Annotated in this window: 14 protein-coding genes; 5 read left to right on the top strand and 9 right to left on the bottom strand. The window is 46.3% G+C overall.

The features are described from left to right. Positions 1–69: 69 nt before the first annotated feature. The 3 genes from GC130_RS10815 to GC130_RS10805 form a co-directional block, all read right to left on the bottom strand. The gene (locus GC130_RS10815; protein WP_151998318.1) at positions 70–1,665 is read right to left on the bottom strand and encodes a RagB/SusD family nutrient uptake outer membrane protein; all 1,596 of its coding nucleotides are present in this window, start codon (positions 1,663–1,665) and stop codon (positions 70–72) included. Between the two features lie 19 nt (positions 1,666–1,684). Then, positions 1,685–5,056, bottom strand: a complete 3,372-nt coding sequence (locus GC130_RS10810; RefSeq protein ID WP_226940435.1) for a TonB-dependent receptor — start codon at positions 5,054–5,056, stop codon at positions 1,685–1,687. 164 nt (positions 5,057–5,220) lie between these two features. Beyond that, the gene (locus GC130_RS10805; protein ID WP_151998317.1) at positions 5,221–6,252 is read right to left on the bottom strand and encodes a FecR family protein; all 1,032 of its coding nucleotides are present in this window, start codon (positions 6,250–6,252) and stop codon (positions 5,221–5,223) included. A 127-nt stretch (positions 6,253–6,379) separates the two neighbouring features. On the opposite strand from GC130_RS10805, the gene GC130_RS10800 reads away from it, so the two are divergent. Further along, positions 6,380–6,934 (top strand): RNA polymerase sigma factor, encoded by a 555-nt coding sequence (locus GC130_RS10800; RefSeq protein ID WP_151998316.1) that lies wholly within the window; start codon positions 6,380–6,382, stop codon positions 6,932–6,934. Between the two features lie 61 nt (positions 6,935–6,995). Here the strand turns inward: GC130_RS10800 and GC130_RS10795 are convergent, their stop codons facing one another. Together GC130_RS10795 and GC130_RS10790 are read right to left on the bottom strand one after the other, a co-directional pair. Beyond that, positions 6,996–8,708, bottom strand: coding sequence for a GMC oxidoreductase (locus GC130_RS10795; protein ID WP_151998315.1), 1,713 nt, complete (start codon positions 8,706–8,708; stop codon positions 6,996–6,998). Beyond that, the gene (locus GC130_RS10790; RefSeq protein WP_151998314.1) at positions 8,708–9,268 is read right to left on the bottom strand and encodes a gluconate 2-dehydrogenase subunit 3 family protein; all 561 of its coding nucleotides are present in this window, start codon (positions 9,266–9,268) and stop codon (positions 8,708–8,710) included. The genes GC130_RS10795 and GC130_RS10790 overlap by 1 nt, the downstream gene beginning before the upstream one ends. A gap of 273 nt (positions 9,269–9,541) precedes the next feature. Between GC130_RS10790 and GC130_RS10785 the strand changes: the two genes are divergently transcribed. From GC130_RS10785 to GC130_RS10775, 3 genes are all read left to right on the top strand, one after another. Further along, complete coding sequence (locus tag GC130_RS10785; RefSeq protein WP_151998313.1) at positions 9,542–11,902, top strand: carboxypeptidase-like regulatory domain-containing protein; 2,361 nt, start codon at positions 9,542–9,544, stop codon at positions 11,900–11,902. 109 nt (positions 11,903–12,011) lie between these two features. Continuing rightward, positions 12,012–13,019 carry a Gfo/Idh/MocA family protein gene (locus tag GC130_RS10780; protein WP_151998312.1) on the top strand — a complete coding sequence of 336 codons (1,008 nt, stop codon included), beginning with the start codon at positions 12,012–12,014 and terminating at the stop codon, positions 13,017–13,019. A 188-nt stretch (positions 13,020–13,207) separates the two neighbouring features. Further along, positions 13,208–14,632 carry an SDR family oxidoreductase gene (locus tag GC130_RS10775; protein ID WP_151998311.1) on the top strand — a complete coding sequence of 475 codons (1,425 nt, stop codon included), beginning with the start codon at positions 13,208–13,210 and terminating at the stop codon, positions 14,630–14,632. A 53-nt stretch (positions 14,633–14,685) separates the two neighbouring features. On the opposite strand, the gene GC130_RS10770 is transcribed toward GC130_RS10775, so the two are convergent. Continuing rightward, positions 14,686–16,173, bottom strand: a complete 1,488-nt coding sequence (locus GC130_RS10770; RefSeq protein WP_151998310.1) for a mandelate racemase/muconate lactonizing enzyme family protein — start codon at positions 16,171–16,173, stop codon at positions 14,686–14,688. A gap of 30 nt (positions 16,174–16,203) precedes the next feature. Beyond that, a complete protein-coding gene (locus tag GC130_RS10765) occupies positions 16,204–17,130 on the bottom strand; it encodes an RraA family protein (protein WP_151998309.1) in 927 nt (308 codons plus the stop codon). Positions 17,131–17,401: 271 nt separating this feature from the next. Between GC130_RS10765 and GC130_RS10760 the strand changes: the two genes are divergently transcribed. Next, on the top strand, positions 17,402–17,875 hold the full coding sequence (locus tag GC130_RS10760) for a nuclear transport factor 2 family protein (RefSeq protein ID WP_151998308.1): 474 nt from the start codon (positions 17,402–17,404) through the stop codon (positions 17,873–17,875). 6 nt (positions 17,876–17,881) lie between these two features. Here the strand turns inward: GC130_RS10760 and GC130_RS10755 are convergent, their stop codons facing one another. Continuing rightward, on the bottom strand, positions 17,882–18,889 hold the full coding sequence (locus GC130_RS10755) for a S41 family peptidase (RefSeq protein ID WP_193217830.1): 1,008 nt from the start codon (positions 18,887–18,889) through the stop codon (positions 17,882–17,884). Next, on the bottom strand, positions 18,886–19,671 hold the full coding sequence (locus GC130_RS10750; protein ID WP_151998306.1) for a hypothetical protein: 786 nt from the start codon (positions 19,669–19,671) through the stop codon (positions 18,886–18,888). The genes GC130_RS10755 and GC130_RS10750 overlap by 4 nt, the downstream gene beginning before the upstream one ends. Between the last annotated feature and the right edge of the window lie 169 nt (positions 19,672–19,840).

Below are 19,840 nucleotides of genomic sequence, written 5' to 3'. Positions count from 1 at the left end.
AGGTTTAACAAGGGAAGACCTCAAATGAAGCCCTCCCTTAGGATAAAATACACTAATTGGAGTCTAGACTTACCAGTTAGGGTTCTGAGATAGATTGGGACTAAGTATCCTTTCAGTGTAGGGAATTGGCCAAAGATAGTCTCTCGATGGGTTAAACTGCTTCTGGAATGACGGCACTACGTAGGTCTTTATCTCGCCCTCTTCGACATAATCTATGCCTCCAACTGCCCCAGGGATAACCTGCTCTCCGATTCCCCACCTTCTGATGTCATTCAGTCTCAGCCCCTCAAAAGCAAGCTCAACAGTCCTCTCCTTCCTTACAATATCTCTCAATTCAGTCTGAGATGTACCGAGTGCAATGGCAGGAAGGTTCACATCTCCTCTTTGGCGAACTTCATTGATTGCATTAACGGTAGTTTCGTCAATCAGGCCAAGCTCAATTCTCGCCTCTGCGTAAGTAAGAACCACCTCGGCATATCGAATAAGGATGACATTGATGCCATTGTTGGTGGGGTTTGCGGCATCCTCACTATTGACATACTTCCTCAATGTAAAGCCAGTCGTTGTGGCAAAAAAAGTGCCTCCAACAGCGTCAGCCGTTCCACTATTTGGGAGAGAATTGAATACCTGCCCGTTGGGCATTATGTCACCCGGAACGTACAATGTAAACCTTAGCCTCGGATCCCTGCCTTCGTAAGGAGTAGTTGCATCAAACCCGCTTGAAGCTTCAGTAGTTTCCCTGCCATTCGCCATTGTGTACATGTCGGCCAGAGCTTTAGTGGGGACGTAAGTATTCGCACCATCTCTACCAAGCTGTCCGTAGGGGGCCATGGTTCCAAAGATATTGTTCGGCAAAACGCTTTTGACATATTGCCTGTCCAAAATAACCTCGCTATTACCTTCTGCAGAGTAAGAGAACAGCGTGCCATACTCGGGATAGATTTGATATACTCCAAGGTCAATTACCTTTTCCGCAGCATCTGCAGCAGCCTGATAGCGCCCTGCATAGAGGTTGGCTCTTGCTTGTAATGCGAAGGCAGCACCTTTTGTTACTCTGCCAAGATCAGCTGGAGTGTAGGAAACAGGCAGCAAATCGGCTGCTTCAGAAAGTTCGTCGTCGATAAAATCCCAAATCGTGTCGATCGATGTTCTCTCAAGCGCCTTCCCTTCGTCAATTGACAACACTTTCGTTACAAGCGGCACGTCACCAAACCTGGTTGCAAGTTTGATGTATTGATAGGCTCTTAAAGCTTTAGCCTCTCCTCTCACCCGATTAATAAGAGCCTGATCAGCTGTAGGTATTTTATCTAAATTATCAAGAACGAAGTTGGCACTTGCTATCCCCTGGTACAGTTCTGTCCATAGAGTAGCTATTACAGAGTTTGATGCGTCGAATACATTTTGTTCCACTTGTGCATTAGCCGAGAAGAATGAATTTGTATGGCCTATGTCTGTAAATGCGTCAAACATAAAGAGCCTGTCGCCCGCATCAAGGCAATTGGGGTAGACAGCGTTAACTGCCAAAACGGCGTCTCGCTCGGTTTTCCAAAAGCTCTCCGCCGAAAGTCTGTCATCAGGAACTGTTTCGAGCAAATCTTTTTGACAGGCAGAAGCCATTGCCATTACTATTAATACTAAAAAGGTTTTATATATATTGAGTCTCATTTTTCAAATATTTAGGTGATTAAAACTGAATATTTGCCCCAAGCGTCCACAAAGAAACCTGAGGGTAGTAAGTCGCCCTCCCATTGCCTACTTCCGGATCAAGGCCCCATTGATTAAGCTTGGAAATAGTGAACAGATTGGTGGCAGAAACATAAACGTTGGCCCTGGTCATACGCATTTTTGTCACCAACATGTCCGGCAGGTTATACAGCAACTGAACATTTTTCAGCCTTAAGTAGGAACCATCTATGATCATTCTATCAGATGTATACATGTTCAACAAGTCTCTTTTATAGGGCCTTGGAAATCTGGCATCCGTGTTTTCAGATGTCCAATAATTTCCTTTGCTAACAATTTCCGGCACGAACCCTTCGTTATTGCCATTTTCCGCAATACCACCTGCCAGGCGAGTGTCAACCCCTGACGCACCCTGGAGGAGCAGGTTAAGCTCAAAATTCTTGTAAGAAACATTGCCATTGAGCGCAAACACGAAATCTGGGAATGATTTGCCTATTACCACTCTGTCGCTGGCATTGATAAGACCATCATTGTTGATATCAACATACTTCACATCGCCAGGCCCACGATTTGGTCCAATATTTGGATAAGAATCCACCTCCTCCTGAGTCTGAAACAGCCCGTCTGTTTTATAACCCCATTGAGAATTGATTGGCAAACCCTCATCTATTATCGTTAGAGGGTTGATATCGCTACCTGTGATGTATGGCCCAGTTCCTGAAAGGCTTACCACATTATTTCTATTGGCAGATATATTTAAGGTTGTATTGTACCGAAGGGCTTTGTCGGGGGCATTTCTATACCCTAGCTGTAGCTCAACTCCCTTATTGTCGACCACTCCTGCATTTTGGGGCGGTGCTCCTAAACCGATCGTAGCTGGAATCGGCAGGTTTAGCAAAATTCCTTCTGTACGCTTAAAATAATAATCCAGTGCTACCGTAAAACCGCCAAATACCTGTGCATCAAAACCGATATCCGTTTGAGTTGTAGTCTCCCAGGTGATATCTCGATTGGAAATCGTGGTTGGTTGGAAACCAATTACAGATACTCCATTGAAGGTATAGGCACTGGCAAAAAGCGACTGATAGTAGCTATAAAGCCCAACCGTTTGGTTTCCAGTTTTTCCCCACGACGCCCTAAGTTTGAATTCATCCAACGGTACAATTCCCTGCATAAAGTCTTCCTCAGAAATACGCCACCCTCCAGAGAAAGAAGGGAAAAAGCTGTACTGATTACTACCAGTAAATCTAGAAGAGCCGTCGTACCGGGCATTCATTTCAAGCAAGTATCGATCATTGTATGAATAATTCACCCTTGAAAAGTATGACCTTAACCCAAACTGAGAATTTACTCCATAATTGGTCTTTGTTCCGTCGTCGGCACCCTGGCCTATCGACTGGATGTCATTATTATAAAACCTTTCTCTGTAGGCCCTTAAAGAGTCTTTGGCGTTGTCAATGGTTGAGTAGCCAAGGAGGGCCTTCACCTCGTGGTTTCCGAATGCATTGTCGTACAAAAGTAGGTTGTTCCAGGTATACTCGGTAGAATTGTCCCTGATCTCGGTTAGGCTATTGTTTACTACAGTCCTGGTAATATTGGTGTTTTTGTCTGTATTCGAAAAAGCATTGGTAAAGTCCTTTCTGCGGATATTATCAATCCGCATAGCAAGTTGTGAACTGAATGTGAGGTGATCAACAATTTTCCACTGTGCTTTAGCACTTCCAAAGATGTTCTCGTTCCATAGCTTGGAGGTTCCCTGCTGCTCAGCAAACATTAGTGGGTTATTGCCTTGTGTACTCAGTCCATAAGTGCCATCTTCATATTTAGGAGTAGCAAAAAGAGAGCCGTGGATAAACCTGTCAAAAACGTTGGCTTCGTTGACGGGTGCCAAAGAGTAGTTGCTCCTGTAATTCAAATCAGTGCTGAACGTCAAATTTTCAGAGGCCTTGAAATCGGAATTCACCCTCACATCACGCAAATTGCTACCGTAGTCGATAGGGACATCAAGGATAGAGTTTTGCTTCATGTATCGCATGCTCATCCTGGCTTTGAAGGTCTCACTACCTCCACTCACTGCCAGGTTATGGTTGAACTGTGGCGCTGCATAAAGCATAACCTTGTACCACTCGTTCACGTGAGGAAATTTTTCTGGATCAGTTTTGTTCCCCCTCAAATACTCGTCTATTCCCTGGTCGGTAAATTTCTGAGGAACTACAAGGCCTGCATTCTCATACGCCACTTGCTGTAGTTTCATGTAGGAAGGCATATCCATTTTCGGATTGTTTACCGAGTTTTGCAGCGCATAATACGTGCTGTAGTCCACAGTGACTTTCCCTTCTTTGGCTCTCTTCGTTGTAATAAGGATAACACCATTAGCAGCTCTGGATCCATAAATAGCTGTTGATGCAGCGTCCTTCAGTATTGAAACAGACTCGATATCACCAGGGTTGATATTGGTGAGCTGTTGCTCAACACCGTCGACAATAACCAGGGCATCGTTTTTATTTCCGAGTGTGGTTATACCTCTTACCCGCATTGTCGTTGCCGTTCTGCCGGGGCTCCCTCCCTGATCCAGCACCGTTAGTCCAGCTGCCTGACCTTGCAACGACTGTTGAATGCTTGAAACAGGGCGTTTGGTCAATTCCTCGCCATTTACCTGAGCTACTGCATTTGTCACGCTCACCTTCTTCTGCTCTCCATACCCCACAACCACAATCTCTTCTAACGCAGCGATATCGTCATCCAGTGTAACGCTAATCGAAGTTCGTCCCCCAATCGCTACTTCTGTGGTTTTATATCCAACAAAACTGAACACCAATGTAGCATTATCCTCGGCCAGCAACTTGTAATTACCATCAAAGTCCGTAACAGTGCCGGTGCTTGTCCCCTTAATCAGTACGTTAACGCCCGGGAGCCCATTACCACCATTGTCGGTAACCCTGCCCGTTACTTCCACTTCCGACGCAGTTGCTACAACTGCCAGCAGCTCCGATACCAGGTTTGTCTGCTCGAAGGCACGGCTAACATTTATGGTCTCATCAATTCTTTTGAATTGTAATCCTGTTTCTCTGGCAATGCCGAGAAGTAACTCTGTCATCGGCTGGTTTTGCACAGCTAGCGAAATACGCTTTCTCGTATCAAAATCACTTCTTTTATAAGCGAAATCGAATTCAGTAATTTCCTCTATTCTGGAAAACGCCTCCTCAATTTTCAGGTTCTTCAGTTCAACTGAAACAAGGATTTCGTCAAGGCTTTTTCGTTGTGCTTCGCCCTCACTGGCAAATATCAGGGTGCATAATACAGTCTGCAGAATCATGCCATAAACTGCGTATTTTGACATAATTGCAATTTTTTTCAGTACTTTTGATTTCATAGTCTAAGTAGTTTTTGTTTGCGAAATTCAAGAACACAGACTTTGTCTCATGATTGCCGTCAAGCCATCCCCATGTTTTGTCGGCTTCATGAGACTCTTTTTTAACTTGTGTTTATTTCCATAAGCTTATCGTTGGTTAATTTTAGTTGTTGTCCAAAGCGGCGTTAATAAATTCTTACGGTCTTGCTTTTGATTTCATATTCGAAATCGTAGACGAATGCCAATCCTTCCAGCACGAGTTCCAAAGGCTTGTTTTTATAAGCGCCACTGAAATCCTTTTCTAGCGATATCCTCTTTTCAACTTTGATGCTAACGCCATACCACTGTTCCAGCCTTTCCAATACTTCTCCGAATTCGGCGTTTTCGAAATATATCAAGCCTTCTTTCCATTCGAATAAATCCCTTTCATCGAATGATTCTTTGTTGAGTGTACGGTGAAGTTTTTCAAAAACGCCCATCTCACCAGGCACTAATACCAAAGTCTCCCCGTCATTTCCTGATTTCTTCCCTCCAGCTTTCTCAACCGACACTTTACCAGTTGCTACTGCCACCTTAACCCCTTCAGCATTCGGATAGGCTCTGACGGTAAACGAAGTGCCCAGAACCCTTGTAATCAACTGTTCGGTCTCTATAATAAATGGGCGGCTGGGGTCTTTAGTCACATCAAAAAAAGCTTCACCTTCCAAAGTCACCTTTCGCTCTTTACCCTCAAACCGTTCCTGATAAACGAGCTTACTGTCAGCGTTCAAGGTCACAACACTACCATCAGAAAGGATAATAGTTGACTTTTGGCCCTTTGGGTTGATTTTTTCGACATAAGTAATTGTTTCCACTTGTTCAGTGGCAACAAGTGAGGTTTCCTTTCCCTTGATCAAATAGAAAACAACACTAAAAACTGCCACCGGAACTAAAACAGCGGCTACACGAAGCCAGTAAGGCATTACTCTCAGCGTCTTAGGCAGGTTCTGCTCTTTCATTTGGTCTAGCGAGGCAGCAATGCGATTTGTCAAACGCTCAGTGACCTCAACTTCCATCTGAGGAAACAGATGGCTTTCATTCCATATGATCTCCGCTTGCGGGCCAAGGTCATCCGTACCCCCTTCATCAATCAGGCGCATCAACAGGTCAACTTCCTTGTCGCTGGCCCGACCTGAAAGGTACTTTTGAAATAGCTCTTGCTTTTTTCTAGTCTTCACTTGGTTACCCTTTTGTATATATCTCCCAAAAGCCAGACGAACGGGTGACTGAGCTGGTAACTTTTTTTTATTTCTAAACTATTTTTCGACATTAGGAGATAACTAATACCTACAACACACCTACATAATGCTACGCCCTCAGCTAGTTGAAGCCATCAAAAACGGCGACAAAGAGGCTTTTGAAGAGTTGTACCACAACTATTTTCAGAGGGTGTATTTCTTTGCTTTTAAGATTTGCAAGTCGAAAGAAATTGCCGAAGAAATTACGCAGGACACCTTCATTACAATCTGGAACAAGAGAAATACGTTAGATCTCGCTCTGTCATTAGAGGGACTCATCTATAAAATTGCCAGAGATTTTTCATTCAAGCAACTGCAAAAAATAGCAAGAGTTCACACCATTGAAACTGACTTGAAAGAGTTGATCTCTAACCTCGACAATTCCACTCAGGATGAGATCAGCTTCCGGGAGTGTTTGAGAAATATCGAAGCTGTAATGGACAAGCTTCCGAAAAAAAGAAAAGAAATTTTCCAGAGAAGGATCATGGATCAGCAGAGTATAAAAATGATCAGCGAAAACATGGGAATTAGTGAAAACACAACCAAGACCCAGTTACTCAAAGCCACCAAGTTTGTCAGAGAGCAGCTCGGAAGTATTCTGTCGCTTACGCTTTTCTTGTAAAAAAATGGTGAGCGTCGGCTCACCATTTCATTTATGTTATTTTGCTGTAGTCGGTTATCTTCTAAGTCGTCTCCTTCGGCATTTCCTTCACCGCAAAATCCACCGCTCTGGCTGTTAGTGCCATGTAGGTGAGCGAGGGGTTTTGTGTGCTGGTGGAGGTCATGCAAGCACCGTCAGTAACGAAAACATTCTTGGCCAGGTGCATCCGGTTCCACTTGTCAAGCAGCGATGTTTTAGGGTCTTTGCCCATGCGCACACCGCCCATTTCGTGGATATCCAGGCCAGGTGCCTGTTTGGAATCGTTCGACTGAATGTCGGTAAAGCCAGCCATTGTGAACATCTCCGTTAGCTGCTCTATGTAGTCGGCGACCATTTTCTCGTCGTTGTCGTCATAGTCCACATTGACCTTCAGCAATGGAATGCCCCACTCGTCTTTCTGCGTTAGGTCAATGCCCCAGTAGTTAGATTCTTTCGGAATAGTTTCCCCCATCATATGCGAGCCTACTCTCCATCCACCCCATTCAGGGTTGAGTAAATTTGATTTGAGTGACTCACCAACTCCATCATAGTTCCTGTCCACCTGGCGGCCGGCACTGAAGCCGGCAGCGTAACCCCGAAGGAAGTCTGTTTCCTGCTTATACACGTTGCGGAAACGAGGTATATACCCGCTGGTGGGACGACGGCCTACTGTTGTTTTATCAGGAAACCCTTCATATCGGGCAGAAACCCTGGCTCTGTAGTTATGGAAAGCAGCATACTTTCCAAGGAGGCCGTTGTCGTTGCCCAGTCCGTTAGGGAATCGGTTCGAAGTAGAATTCAGAAGAATAAGGTTGGTATTGAGTGCGCCTGCATTCACAAACACAATAGAGGCATAATACTCGATCATTTCCTTCGATTCGGAATCGACTACTCTTACACCAGTCACTTTTTCTTTTGCATCATCATAGATCAGGGAATGTACTACCGAAAATGGTCTTAGCGTTGCATTTCCAGTCTTCAGTGCCCAGGGGATCGTAGACGAGTTACTATTGAAGTAGCCTCCAAAAGGGCACCCACGCTGGCACAAGGTTCTGTTCATGCACTGGCCCCTTCCCTGCTCCAAGTGAATAGGCTGAGGCTCGGAAAGGTGGGCACAACGGGCAGAGATAATATTTCTATCCTTATAGGTCGACTCTACTTTCTCCTTGAAGTAGCCTTCCACACAATTCAGGTCGTAGCCTGGCAAAAACTCGCCATCAGGAAGGTTAGGAAGCCCGTCTTTGAAGCCGGCAATGCCTACGAACTTCTCGACGTAACTGTACCAGGGAGCAATGTCCTTGTACCTGATTGGCCAATCGACTGCGAAGCCATCTCTGGCCGGGCCCTCAAAGTCGAAGTCGCTCCAGCGCTGGGTCTGTCTCGCCCACATAATGGACTTGCCTCCCACCTGGTAGCCCCTGATCCAGTCAAAGGGTTTCTCTTGCACGTAGGGATGCTCCCTGTCTTTCACGAAGAAGTGCATTGAATCTTCCCGAAAATTGTAACACTTGCTTACTATCGGATTCTCGTCCACTATTTCCTGCGGCACCTGCATCCGATGCTTGAACTCCCAGGGCATCATATTGGTGGTTGGGTAATCTACATTGTGCTTCACATCCCTTCCCCGCTCAAGAATCAGCGTTTTCAAGCCTTTATCTGCCAGCTCTTTGGCAGCCCATCCTCCACTCATACCTGATCCTACGACGATGGCGTCATAGGTGTTTTCTTTGGTGCTGTCTATATTAAAATTTGCCATTACATTACAATTAAACCGTCAGTTGATACACATGCCTCAAATGGACCTGGCACATGTTTGTAGGGGAATTTCTCTGTCAGGATATACTGAGAAGACATGTATCCCTGTATGGAATACCGTTTGATGGTTCCCAGAAAAGACTTGATGTCTTTAAGGCCGGGGTTAGCTGTCTCTTCAGCATCATCCATAGCCATGATATCAGTCAGTACTTTCTCTTTATACACCTGGTCGCCTTTTGCAAACGCCTTGTCGAAGTTTTCCTTAACAAAAGGGCCAAATTTTTGAAGACCACTCGTAAATACACCCTGCTCGCTCTTGTCCATACAATCGTCGGCCATCACCAGCACAAACTTGTAGACTTCAAGCTCGTCAGCACCGGGAATTTCTCCTGAAGGGATAATGGTTTGCACAATTTTGGCGAGCAAATCCTGCTGATCAGCAGCTATCTGCAAATTGTTAAGTGCCATGGCCACCCGCTCCGGTCCGAAAGAGCAAGATGGCAGGAGCGCCACTCCACCAGCAAAAAGGGCGGCTTGTTTAAGGGCGGTTCGTCTGTCCATGATTAAAATATTTCACAGTGTTGTTTCAAAGGAGAACTGAATTAAATGAATCCTGTTGAAAGAAGTAACGAATAGTTTAAGTTTTATGGCTCTGTATACTCTGGTGAATTATTTGGCACCTAAAGTAGAACTATTTACCACCTTCCATACGACTAACGGTTTCGTCAACCAGTCCCTCCTTTTTGTCAAAAAAATCATCAGGTAAACAATTGTTTGGAAACCTTTGGTAGCGGTTACCGTCATTGTAGCAAGTTTAAAACTCAAAATAGACATATGCACAATTTTTTTAAATGCTTGCTGCTGAGCAGCTTGCTTTCAGGATATTCTTTTGCCTTTGCCAGTCAGGATTTAACTCAAACAGTGAAGGGCCAGGTGCTGGATGCACAGTCTTTGGCACCTGTTCCCGGCGCCACGGTAATGATCGTCAACAGCAACCCCATGAAAGGTGCGGTAACCGACCTTGACGGCTATTTCAAAATTGAAAAAGTACCTGTTGGGCGCCATCATGTACAGGTTTCATTTGTTGGCTATGAAAACAAAGTGATCCCGGAAGTACTGGTTGGCTCTGGAAAGGAAGTGGTACTAAACGTTCACCTGACCGAATCCATTGTTCAAATGGCGGAAGTGGTTGTCACCGCCTCGGAACAAGACAAAGGGGCTCCGCTCAACGACTTTGCCACTGTAAGCGCAAAATCCATCAACGTGGAGGAAACAAGCCGTTATGCGGCAACTTTTGATGATCCGGCCCGGGCGGCTGCCTCGTTTGCGGGTGTGCGTGGTGGTGGCGACGATATCACCAACGAAATCGTGATCCGGGGAAACTCGCCCAGAGGATTATTATGGAGAGTGGAGGGTGTGGAAGTACCAAACCCGAATCACTTTGCAGAAGAGGGCTCTGCAGCTGGCGGCATCAGCATCCTGAGCAACAATATGCTGGCCAATTCAGATTTTTATACAGGGGCCTTTCCGGCCCAATATGGCAATGCCCTGAGTGGGGTATTCGACATTAACCTGCGCAAGGGAAATATAGATAAGCGTGAGTATGCATTTCAAGCCGGCGTTCTGGGTATTGCTTTCGCCGCCGAGGGTCCGCTGAAGAAAAATGGAAAAGCTTCTTATCTGGTGAATTATCGTTACTCTACCCTTTCGCTACTTGACCAAATGGGGCTGTTACCCATTTTTGGTGATGAGGAGATCGTGTTCCAGGATCTTTCGTACAAAATTCACCTACCCACCCAAAAAGCAGGCGCCTTCTCATTATGGGGGCTTGGCGGCCTGAGCAGACAAACCGAGGCAGCCAACCTCGAAGAGGACTACCCGTTTAACAGCAACTTCCGATCCGACATGGGCGTGGCTGGTTTGTCGCATGTGTACTTTGTTAACAAAGACACCTTCATTGAAACCAAGCTAACTGCGTCCAGGGGCAGAAACGCTTATGACGAAGACTCTCTGAAACTACAGGTATACAACAAGGAATCCTTTCTGAAAAAGGATTATCGACTGTCTACAATGCTCAATCAGAAGTTCAACGCCCGTAACACGCTGCGTTCAGGTATCATTGCCAGCTCCCTCGGCTACGACCTTATTTCGAGCTACTACCACAATATTGATGATACCACTTACACGGGACTGGAAGCAGACGGCAGCATGATGTTCCTTCAGGGTTTCTCACAATGGCAATACCGGGCAGGTGAGCACCTCACGTTGAACACAGGGTTCCACTATTCGCACCTTTTTCTGAAAAACCAGCATGCGCTGGAGCCACGTTTTGGAATAAAATGGGCGGTGGCCAAGGGTTCATCGATAACTGTAGGCATTGGGCTTCACAGCCGCCTTGAATCGGCGTCGCTCTATCTGGCTAACGAAACCCTTGAAGATGGAACCCTGGTTCAGCACAACAAGGGCCTCGAGATGAGTAAAGCCGGGCATTTTGTGCTTGGTTATGAAAAACAGCTAACGGACAACGTTCGGCTGAAAGCCGAAGCCTATTATCAGCATCTTTATAATGTACCGATTGCACAAGTGACAAATACGGATGAATGGGCGCCAACATTTAGTGTACTGAACGCCAAAGATGGCTACACGACTCGTCCGTTAACCAACGACGGAACCGGGCGCAACTATGGCCTCGAACTAACGCTTGAAAAGTTCTTAACGAACGGCTTTTACTATACGGTGACTTCTTCACTGTACCAGTCGAAGTATACCGGGGCGGATGGCATCGAACGAAACACACGTTTCAACGGAAACTTCACCGGTAATTTTATTGCTGGCAAAGAATTTAAGGTTGGCAGAACAAAGGACAACCTTCTCGGCTTCAATACCCGGGTGATTTATGCTGGGGGCAACCGGAAAGTGCCGATTAATCTTGGGCAAAGCATCGCTGAGGACAGAACAGTGTTAGATTATACAAATGCTTATGACCAACGCCTGCCAGACTATGCCCGATTGGATGTTGGCATAAGCTACCGCCGCAACAAACCCGGGCATTCGTCCATCCTTTCAATCAATGTCCAGAATGTAACAGCCAGATACAATGTGTTTGGGGAATACTTTGATAGCAGAACCGATAAAATTGAAACGTTTCAGCAACTAGGCTTCTTGCCTAATCTGAGTTATCGAATAGAGTTCTAGAGGCCAATAGATCTAGCAAAACATACAGGGAATTCTCCCAAACCCCAGAATGCCTCCGTAGTTCTGGGGTTTATTTTTATCTTTAACTTTTACGAAAGACTCAAATTTTATGTTTAACACCCTCAAAGAAGTTCGCTGGGGCATCATTGGCGTGGGCGATGTATGCGAAGTAAAAAGCGGCCCAGCCTTCCAAAAGATAGAAAACTCAAGCCTTGTGGCTGTCATGCGACGCAATGGTGAAAAAGCTGCTGACTTTGCCAAACGTCATGGCGTTCCAAAATGGTATGTCGATGCCGATAAGCTGATCAACGACCCTGACGTCAATGCCATCTATATCGCCACACCTCCTGGCTCCCATGCCGACTACACTTTCAGAGCTATCAAAGCAGGCAAGCCAGTGTATGTAGAAAAACCCATGGCTCGGAGCACATCAGAATGCCAGGCCATGGTGGATGCCTGCAAGCGAGCTGGGGTTCCGCTATTCATCGCCTACTACCGCAGAATGCTGCCCAACTTTCTGAAGGTGAAGTCGCTGATCGAATCTGGAGTTATTGGTGAAGTGAGGTATGTGAATGTTAAGCTTAATAAACCACTGCACCCTGATATTGTAGGTGCGGCGCATGACCCCGACAACTGGCGCATTTTTCCTGATGTGGCTGGCGGTGGTTATTTCTACGACCTCGGCTGCCATCAACTGGATATTCTGGACTTTCTGCTAGGCCCGGTGAAACACGCCCATGGCTATGCCGCCAACCAGGGTGATATTTACCCGGCAGAAGATATTGTGACTGGCTCATTCGTTTTTGAAAGTGGTGTGCTCGGACAAGGAACCTGGTGCTTTGCTACCTCCGAAGCTTCCGACGAAGAGGTAACTACCATCATTGGCAGCAAAGGTGAGATCTCTTTCCCTTATTTCAGCGACCACTCCGTAACATTAAAAGTGGAAGGTAAGCCTGCTGAAAGGATGACCTTTGATATCCCCAAGCACATTCAGCAACCCCTCATACAAACAATTGTAGACGAGCTGACCGGCAAGGGAAAATGTCCAAGCACAGGCGTTTCTGGCACAAGAACAAACTGGGTAATGGAGCAGCTTTGCAAAAGGATTGATCAGTAGATTGGCCTGTCAGGGGACAGACCAAGGGTGAAGCCTCAAACTAAGAAAATTGTACTCAATACTATCCAAGGGCTGTCCCCTGACAGCCCTTAAACTAAAGCCGTTTCGTCCGGCAAATAAACAGAACGGCACTTCCTTGGTTATACTGATAGCACAAGGTTCCTCCCTTTTCAACTTGAATCAATTCTATGAGAATTCTCCTGACCGGCGCCACCGGCTACATCGGCAAAAGGTTGCTTCCGGCTTTGGTCAACCACGGCCATGAGGTGATATGCTGCGTAAGAGACGCCAACCGCTTCAATCCCCCAAAGCAGCTTATCGAGCACATAAAAGTGGTGGAGGTCGATTTTCTAAAAAAAGACACCCTTAAAAACATTCCTGAAAATATCGATGCCGCCTACTACCTCATTCACTCAATGTCGGGCTCATCAGGCAAATTCAATGAGCTCGAAAGCGAGTCCGCCCACAATTTCAACGAAGCAGTAGCAGGCAAGAAAATCGAACAGGTCATCTACCTAAGCGGGATTGTGAACGAAGACACCCTCTCAAAACACCTGGCTTCAAGAAAAGAAGTGGAGAACATCCTGTCGCAAGGCAACTTTGCGCTCACCACCTTGCGGGCAGGCATCATCGTCGGGTCAGGAAGTGCTTCTTTTGAAATCATCAGAGACCTGGTGGAGAAGCTACCTGTGATGATCACTCCCCGGTGGCTCAACACCCGCTGTCAGCCTATTGGCATTACTGACGTCATTCTTTTTCTGTCGAGTGTGTTACACAACAAAGCCACCTACAACGACAACTATGACATAGGAGGGCCCGACGTGCTGACCTACAAAGAAATGCTACTGGGATTCGCCAAGGCACGAAAACTGAAAAGATGGGTCTTTACCCTGCCCATAATGACGCCTAAACTTTCTTCGTACTGGCTGTTTTTTGTTACTTCTACCTCCTACCGACTGGCGGTAACACTAGTCGACAGTATGAAAGTGGAGGTAGTGTGCAGCGACGACCGCCTGGCCAAACTTCTGGGCATCAAGACCATTAGCTATGCCAAGTCGCTTGCCAAAGCTTTCTCAAAAATCAATCAGCATGTAGTGCCCTCAAGTTGGAAAGACAGCCTGGTGAGCGGACGAATCAGCGAAAACCTTTCAGAATATATTGAAGTACCGGTATACGGCTGCCTGCAAGACAAACGAAGCGTAAAAGTGAAGGACAGCGTAAAAGTGTTCGACCGCATTTGGGCGCTGGGCGGAGAAACTGGTTGGTACTATGGCAATTGGCTTTGGAAACTTCGGGGATTTCTCGATAAGCTGGCGGGTGGTGTGGGCCTCAGGCGAGGCAGAACCAACGTAAATGACATCAATGCGGGTGACTCATTGGATTTCTGGCGGGTATTGTATGCCAACCGGGCAGAAAAAAGACTATTGCTGTTTGCCGAAATGAAGGTGCCTGGCGAGGCCTGGCTGGAGTTCAGGATAGACGACGGGGTGCTTTGTCAAACGGCCACTTTTCGCCCCAGAGGCTTATGGGGAAGGCTTTACTGGTATTCGATCTTCCCGATTCACGGATTCGTGTTTGGTGGAATGCTCAGAGAGCTCAACAACACAAAATAGCAAAAGGCCCATCACATGATGGGCCTTTCCTTATTAACTTCCATCGGGCTTTCTCAGCTCCAAAGCCTGTCCCATGATCTCTCTACATCCCACTCTGGCGTAGGAGCGAAATATTTGTTGTTTTCAGGATCAAGGTGCTGCTTCACAACTTCTTCATTAAGCTCAACACCCAAACCAGGTGCATCCGGCACTGGCGCAAAACCCTTTTCTATCATGACGCCCTTGCCGGTCATCTTCACCAAATTCTGCCAGTAGTCCAGGTCCACCGAATGGTGCTCAAGGGCCATGAAATTCTGGGTAGCCGCTGCACAGTGAACGTTGGCCATGAACGATATCGGCGTTCCGGCAAAATGCATCGCCATCGCAACACCTTTTTCTTCTGCATAGTCACCAATCTTCTTGGTTTCCAGCAGGCCGCCTGAAGTAGCAAGGTCAGGATGCACAATATCAATGGCCCTCGCATCAATCAACTTGATGAACTCTTCCTTCAGGTAAATATCCTCTCCTGTTGTGGTTGGCGTTTCGATGGCATCAGAAATGGTTTTCCATTGTTCAGTAAATTTCCAGGGGATCAAATCCTCCAACCATGCCAGTCTATACTTCTCCACCGCCCGGCCTAGCCTGATGGCGTTATTGTGGTCGAAATGGCCATAATGATCCGATGCCAGCGGAATGGAATAGCCAATTTTCTTACGTACCAACTCTATCCTCTCCATGAGAATGTCAAGGCCCTTATCGGTGATCTGGATCTGAGTAAACTGGTGCTCGGCCGCACCATAGGTCATGGGGTCGTTGGTCCACTGGCGGCCAATGTCCCAGAAGTTACTATTAGCTACAGTGTCCGGAATATCCTTCAGAAGCTCAATACCGAAGTCCATTTTAAGGAACGTGAACCCGTCTACATCCATTCGCTTGGCCACCTTGGCCTCAAACTCCGCCTGGTCACGGCCCATGGAGGTGTCGGCATACAGCCTTACTGTGTCACGAAATTTACCTCCCAGCAGCTGATAGGCTGGCACATTGTAGGCCTTTCCAGCCAGATCCCACAGTGCCATTTCCACGGCACACACACCACCACCCTGGCGACCATGGTAGCCAAACTGCTTGATGCGTTTGAATATCTGCTCCACACTGCATGGATTCATTCCCTTAATGCGGCTCTTCAAAAACATGGCATATCGCCACGAGCCCTGGTCACGCACTTCGCCATAGCCGGAAATGCCCTGATTGGTATCAATTCTAATCACAGGGCAGCGGGCATGGCCGTTCATCACCACTGCATATCGCATGTCGGTAATTTTAAGATCAGACGGAGCTGCATAGCGGTTTACTTTTGAAGTAGAATGTGCCATGGTATCCTCTATGCTGCTAAACATAAAGCCTCCCAGAGCAAGACCGCCAAGTCCCACTTTTTTCATAAAGTCACGACGATTGTCGCCACCTTCTTCACTGCTGTTTGCTTCTGGTGTAGCAACAGACTCATCTTTTATCCCAAGCTTTTCTAAGTACTTATCGGAGGGTGTTTTTTCTTGATTAATCATAAGTCGGTTTTTATCAAGTGAAAATTTCAATTACCACGTTCTGTCTTTCATATAAGCATCTAGCTCTGCCCTTGACATGGGGATTTTATCAGGGTTAGCATCAAGCCATTTTAGAAAGTCATTCTTGATTTCATCGGTCCATCTTTGGTCTATTTGCCCCGGCGTAAACCTCCCCTCTCTCAGTCTCTGATGGCCAAACTGGTCTCGCAGCGCTATGAATTCAGCATTAATAAGTAAATCGGCAAGAAGATGTGCCGGAATGAAGATAACGCCACCTTTTTTGGCTAAAACAGCATCGCCAGGCAACACAGTAGCCCTTCCTATTCTTATCGGAACGTTGATACCACCAAGCATCATACCCTGAATGTAGGAGGGATCATAGCCCTTCACCCACATATTGAAACCATCAATCTTTGCTAATCCCTCTTCATCACGTACGGAGCCGTAAAAGATGACCCCATTTTTTGATTTGGCATAAATGGAGTTGCCCAGATTGTCACCGATGAGCGTGCCATCAACAATTTTTCCGTAGCTATCAGCCACATAAATATCGCCTGGCTTCAGCATGTCGATAGGCCAGGAATTAAAATTGCCAATACGATTCTCAGCCTTTCCTTTTGCCATAATCATCTCATGGTAATCGGATCGGGCAGGCATGTATTGAACAGTGAGTGCACGACCAGTCATCGGCTTCTCATTGTCCATGATCATCCAATCACCTTCAAACTGATTGTGGTATCCCTTGTTTCGAAGGATACCCCAAGCCTCTTCAATCGAAATGTTTTTCAGGCGTTCCAGCTGATCATCGGAGACTTTAGGCCTGCCGTCGGGCAGCCTTTCGCCCTTCCATTCGGAGGTCATGGAGATGATCTGGTCTTTGGTGAGAGTTACTTGCTGAGCGTAAATGCTGCTGCTAAAAAGTAACAAAGCGGCTAATAGATAGCGATATTTGTTCATTGATGAAGTGTGTTTAAGTAGTGACTAAAAACCCAACGGGTCGATGATTGAAGATAATGATTATCTGCAATTACCACGAGTCATTATTACTGAATGGTCAATAATGAATGATTTACCACCCTATTTTGGGATATGCCGGGCAACTTTCACCCTATATTGCCAATCAGAACAGAGAGATTTGATAAATTGATCAACGGCGGGAAGAGTGGCAACGAAATCGCCGTTTCTCTCTGCAATCTGATCAAACTAAAAAACTTGTTCACCTCAAATTATGGCCGACAACAAAGAAATAGTCCACAGTTTTTACACAGCATTTGCCAATCACGATGCCGAAAAAATGGTTTCACTCTACCATGACGACATTCAGTTTACAGACCCGGTCTTCGGCACTTTGAAAGGAGAACATGCCAGGAACATGTGGCGCATGCTGATAGAAAGAGGTAAGCAGAGCCTGTTGATTAAATTTTCTAACGTGCAGGCCAGCGACACAAATGGAACCGCCAACTGGACAGCCGACTACCTTTTTAGCGGCACTGGCAACACGGTCCACAATGAAATTTCAGCCAACTTTGAGTTCAAAGATGGAAAAATCATCAAACACACCGATTATTTCAATTTTTGGAAATGGAGCAGACAGGCATTGGGCACCACGGGGCTCTTCTTGGGGTGGACTCCCTTTCTCAAGAAAAAGGTAAGCGAGCAAGCCAAAAAAGGGCTGGAGAAGTACTCGAAAAACAGATCGTAGACCTCCCTACTGATTGTCAAATACCTTCATTGCTTCAAGTAAGGCATAATCAGTGTCATCAAGAGGATTTTGCGACTTATTTAACACCACCACGTCGGGAAAGAGCCCGATTCCTTCATAGGTATTGTTATCAGGGTCTGCTGCTATCCAGCTCGAAAGCCTGAATGTCCACCCATTTGGCAGCTCCCTCAAAATAGGATTTCCCGACCCGCCGCCCGTGGTGTCTCCCACAATCGTGACCTGAGGAAATAGCCGCATGGCCAAAACAAATTCCTCAGAGGCGCTATATGTTTTTTTATCTGTGAGTACCACAACAGGTCTCTTGTATTGGAAAGGCCCCTCAGGCGACACTGTTCTTTCATCCCAATCGGTAAAATCGCCGTGCCCAGGGCCGTTCTTGTACTTTACTTTCAGGTATAGCCTTTCTTTGTCGGCAAACCGGCTGGCGATCGTCTGGCTTTTTGTGGTGCTTCCTCCGCCATTGGAACGCACATCGATAATAAGCCCATCTTCTTTTTTTAACGCTTCAAGTATATCGTCTATCTTTTCATAGTCTTCAATATCTCCCCCAAAGGTCTTGATATGAATATAGCCAACATTTTGCCGAATGAGTTCGGCATACTCAATGGAGCTCCCTGCCTGCTTCACATTGAAAAGATGCGATTTAACATTTTCAGCACCGGCCGGTTTTTCACCATTTGCAAAATCATAGGTTGATACTCCATAGGGGCTGACCACATTCACATGGCCATCTTTCAACTCAAGCGACAGCCTGGCCAAAACCTGAAAAAACTGATCGTCGTTTACGGCCAGCTCTGCCAGGGGACGATAAACATCGTACAGGGAGTCCCAGTCTATGTTTTTGAGCTCAAAGAAGGAATAGTTACGGTCAAATTCAGACCAGAATACTTCAAAATTACTGACATAGGTGTCCTTAGGCTCATCTTCGAAAAAAGCACGCTCGCATCCAAAAAGGATCATCCCCACCAAAATCAACCTTATAGTTTTTGTCATTTTCGTGAAGCCCATGAGATTGAAACACATAATTCATGATTAGCCATTTGAAATGGATAGTTTCGTTCGTAGCGAAGGTACCTCCATTTGTAGGCGGTTGACAAAGTCACTTTGCCTGTAAGTTGCATGGAATAACAAACTCTGGAGGTAAGGTCTACAAAATTATTGGCCACCACCATTCCCTTTGGAACATCTCTGAACCGTTGAAAGCCCCTGATGGGATGATAGTCTCTGGATATGAGAAAGGCCATTGGGCCCCAGGCAATGTTCCACTCAAGCCTCCTTCCTTTTTTAAACACATTTCTCAATTGGAGCATTAATTCAGGAGCAGAAAAAAACTCTCCGGTGAACGGATCTTGCCCCCCGATGGGACTGTTAAATGCGTACGTTCGGGAGGAGGCTTGATTCACCCAGCTGACGCCGCCGTGCACAGACAGCCCGTCGGTCTTCGATCTGGATAAATTGGTGAGGTACTGCACATCAACGTTTGACACGAAGGTTTTTACTTCGAGCCTTGAGTTATCAGCCGTCAGTTTCGCCATGGCTGCTGCTGCCGCCAAATGCCACTCACCAAATTTGCTCTCCTTGTCCCAGCTAACACCCACCGGAATGCCCCAACCTGAAAAATTCCTAAACGACTCAAGTTCGTCTCTTATTAGAAACGAGCGGAAGCCGGTTGAAACGCTCAACCTGGCAGGCATCACGCCGGTTGAGCCCTGCGCATCCGCAGATCCAAAGGGCAAAAGACATAGCAGCAAGAAGGCAGGGATTTGTTTGATCATTCAACCGACAAATAAACGACATTAGTCACAACACCTTTTCATTAAAGAACTCAGCAGACATGATTTTGTGTCTAAAATTTCAAAAAAGTCTGTAACAAGCGCCTTAATTTTCAACTTTATCAAAACGGCACTACTGAAACCATTCAATTATATGAGACACCTATTCCCG

It is taken from the genome of Imperialibacter sp. EC-SDR9 (genome assembly GCF_902498805.1).
Taxonomy (GTDB): Bacteria; Bacteroidota; Bacteroidia; order Cytophagales; family Cyclobacteriaceae; genus Imperialibacter.
Note: the sequence above shows the minus strand (reverse complement) of the source record. Positions and strands in the feature narration are given on the sequence as shown.

What these genes read in the sequence shown, in the direction of transcription:
- GC130_RS10800 (WP_151998316.1), top strand. Translation starts at nt 6,380, where the DNA reads ATGCTACGCCCTCAGCTAGTTGAAGCCATCAAAAACGGCGACAAAGAG.
- GC130_RS10785 (WP_151998313.1), top strand. Translation starts at nt 9,542, where the DNA reads ATGCACAATTTTTTTAAATGCTTGCTGCTGAGCAGCTTGCTTTCAGGA.
- GC130_RS10775 (WP_151998311.1), top strand. Translation starts at nt 13,208, where the DNA reads ATGAGAATTCTCCTGACCGGCGCCACCGGCTACATCGGCAAAAGGTTG.
- GC130_RS10815 (WP_151998318.1), bottom strand. Translation starts at nt 1,665, where the DNA reads ATGAGACTCAATATATATAAAACCTTTTTAGTATTAATAGTAATGGCA.
- GC130_RS10780 (WP_151998312.1), top strand. Translation starts at nt 12,012, where the DNA reads ATGTTTAACACCCTCAAAGAAGTTCGCTGGGGCATCATTGGCGTGGGC.
- GC130_RS10790 (WP_151998314.1), bottom strand. Translation starts at nt 9,268, where the DNA reads ATGGACAGACGAACCGCCCTTAAACAAGCCGCCCTTTTTGCTGGTGGA.
- GC130_RS10770 (WP_151998310.1), bottom strand. Translation starts at nt 16,173, where the DNA reads ATGATTAATCAAGAAAAAACACCCTCCGATAAGTACTTAGAAAAGCTT.
- GC130_RS10795 (WP_151998315.1), bottom strand. Translation starts at nt 8,708, where the DNA reads ATGGCAAATTTTAATATAGACAGCACCAAAGAAAACACCTATGACGCC.
- GC130_RS10755 (WP_193217830.1), bottom strand. Translation starts at nt 18,889, where the DNA reads ATGACAAAAACTATAAGGTTGATTTTGGTGGGGATGATCCTTTTTGGA.
- GC130_RS10750 (WP_151998306.1), bottom strand. Translation starts at nt 19,671, where the DNA reads ATGATCAAACAAATCCCTGCCTTCTTGCTGCTATGTCTTTTGCCCTTT.
- GC130_RS10760 (WP_151998308.1), top strand. Translation starts at nt 17,402, where the DNA reads ATGGCCGACAACAAAGAAATAGTCCACAGTTTTTACACAGCATTTGCC.
- GC130_RS10810 (WP_226940435.1), bottom strand. Translation starts at nt 5,056, where the DNA reads ATGAAATCAAAAGTACTGAAAAAAATTGCAATTATGTCAAAATACGCA.
- GC130_RS10765 (WP_151998309.1), bottom strand. Translation starts at nt 17,130, where the DNA reads ATGAACAAATATCGCTATCTATTAGCCGCTTTGTTACTTTTTAGCAGC.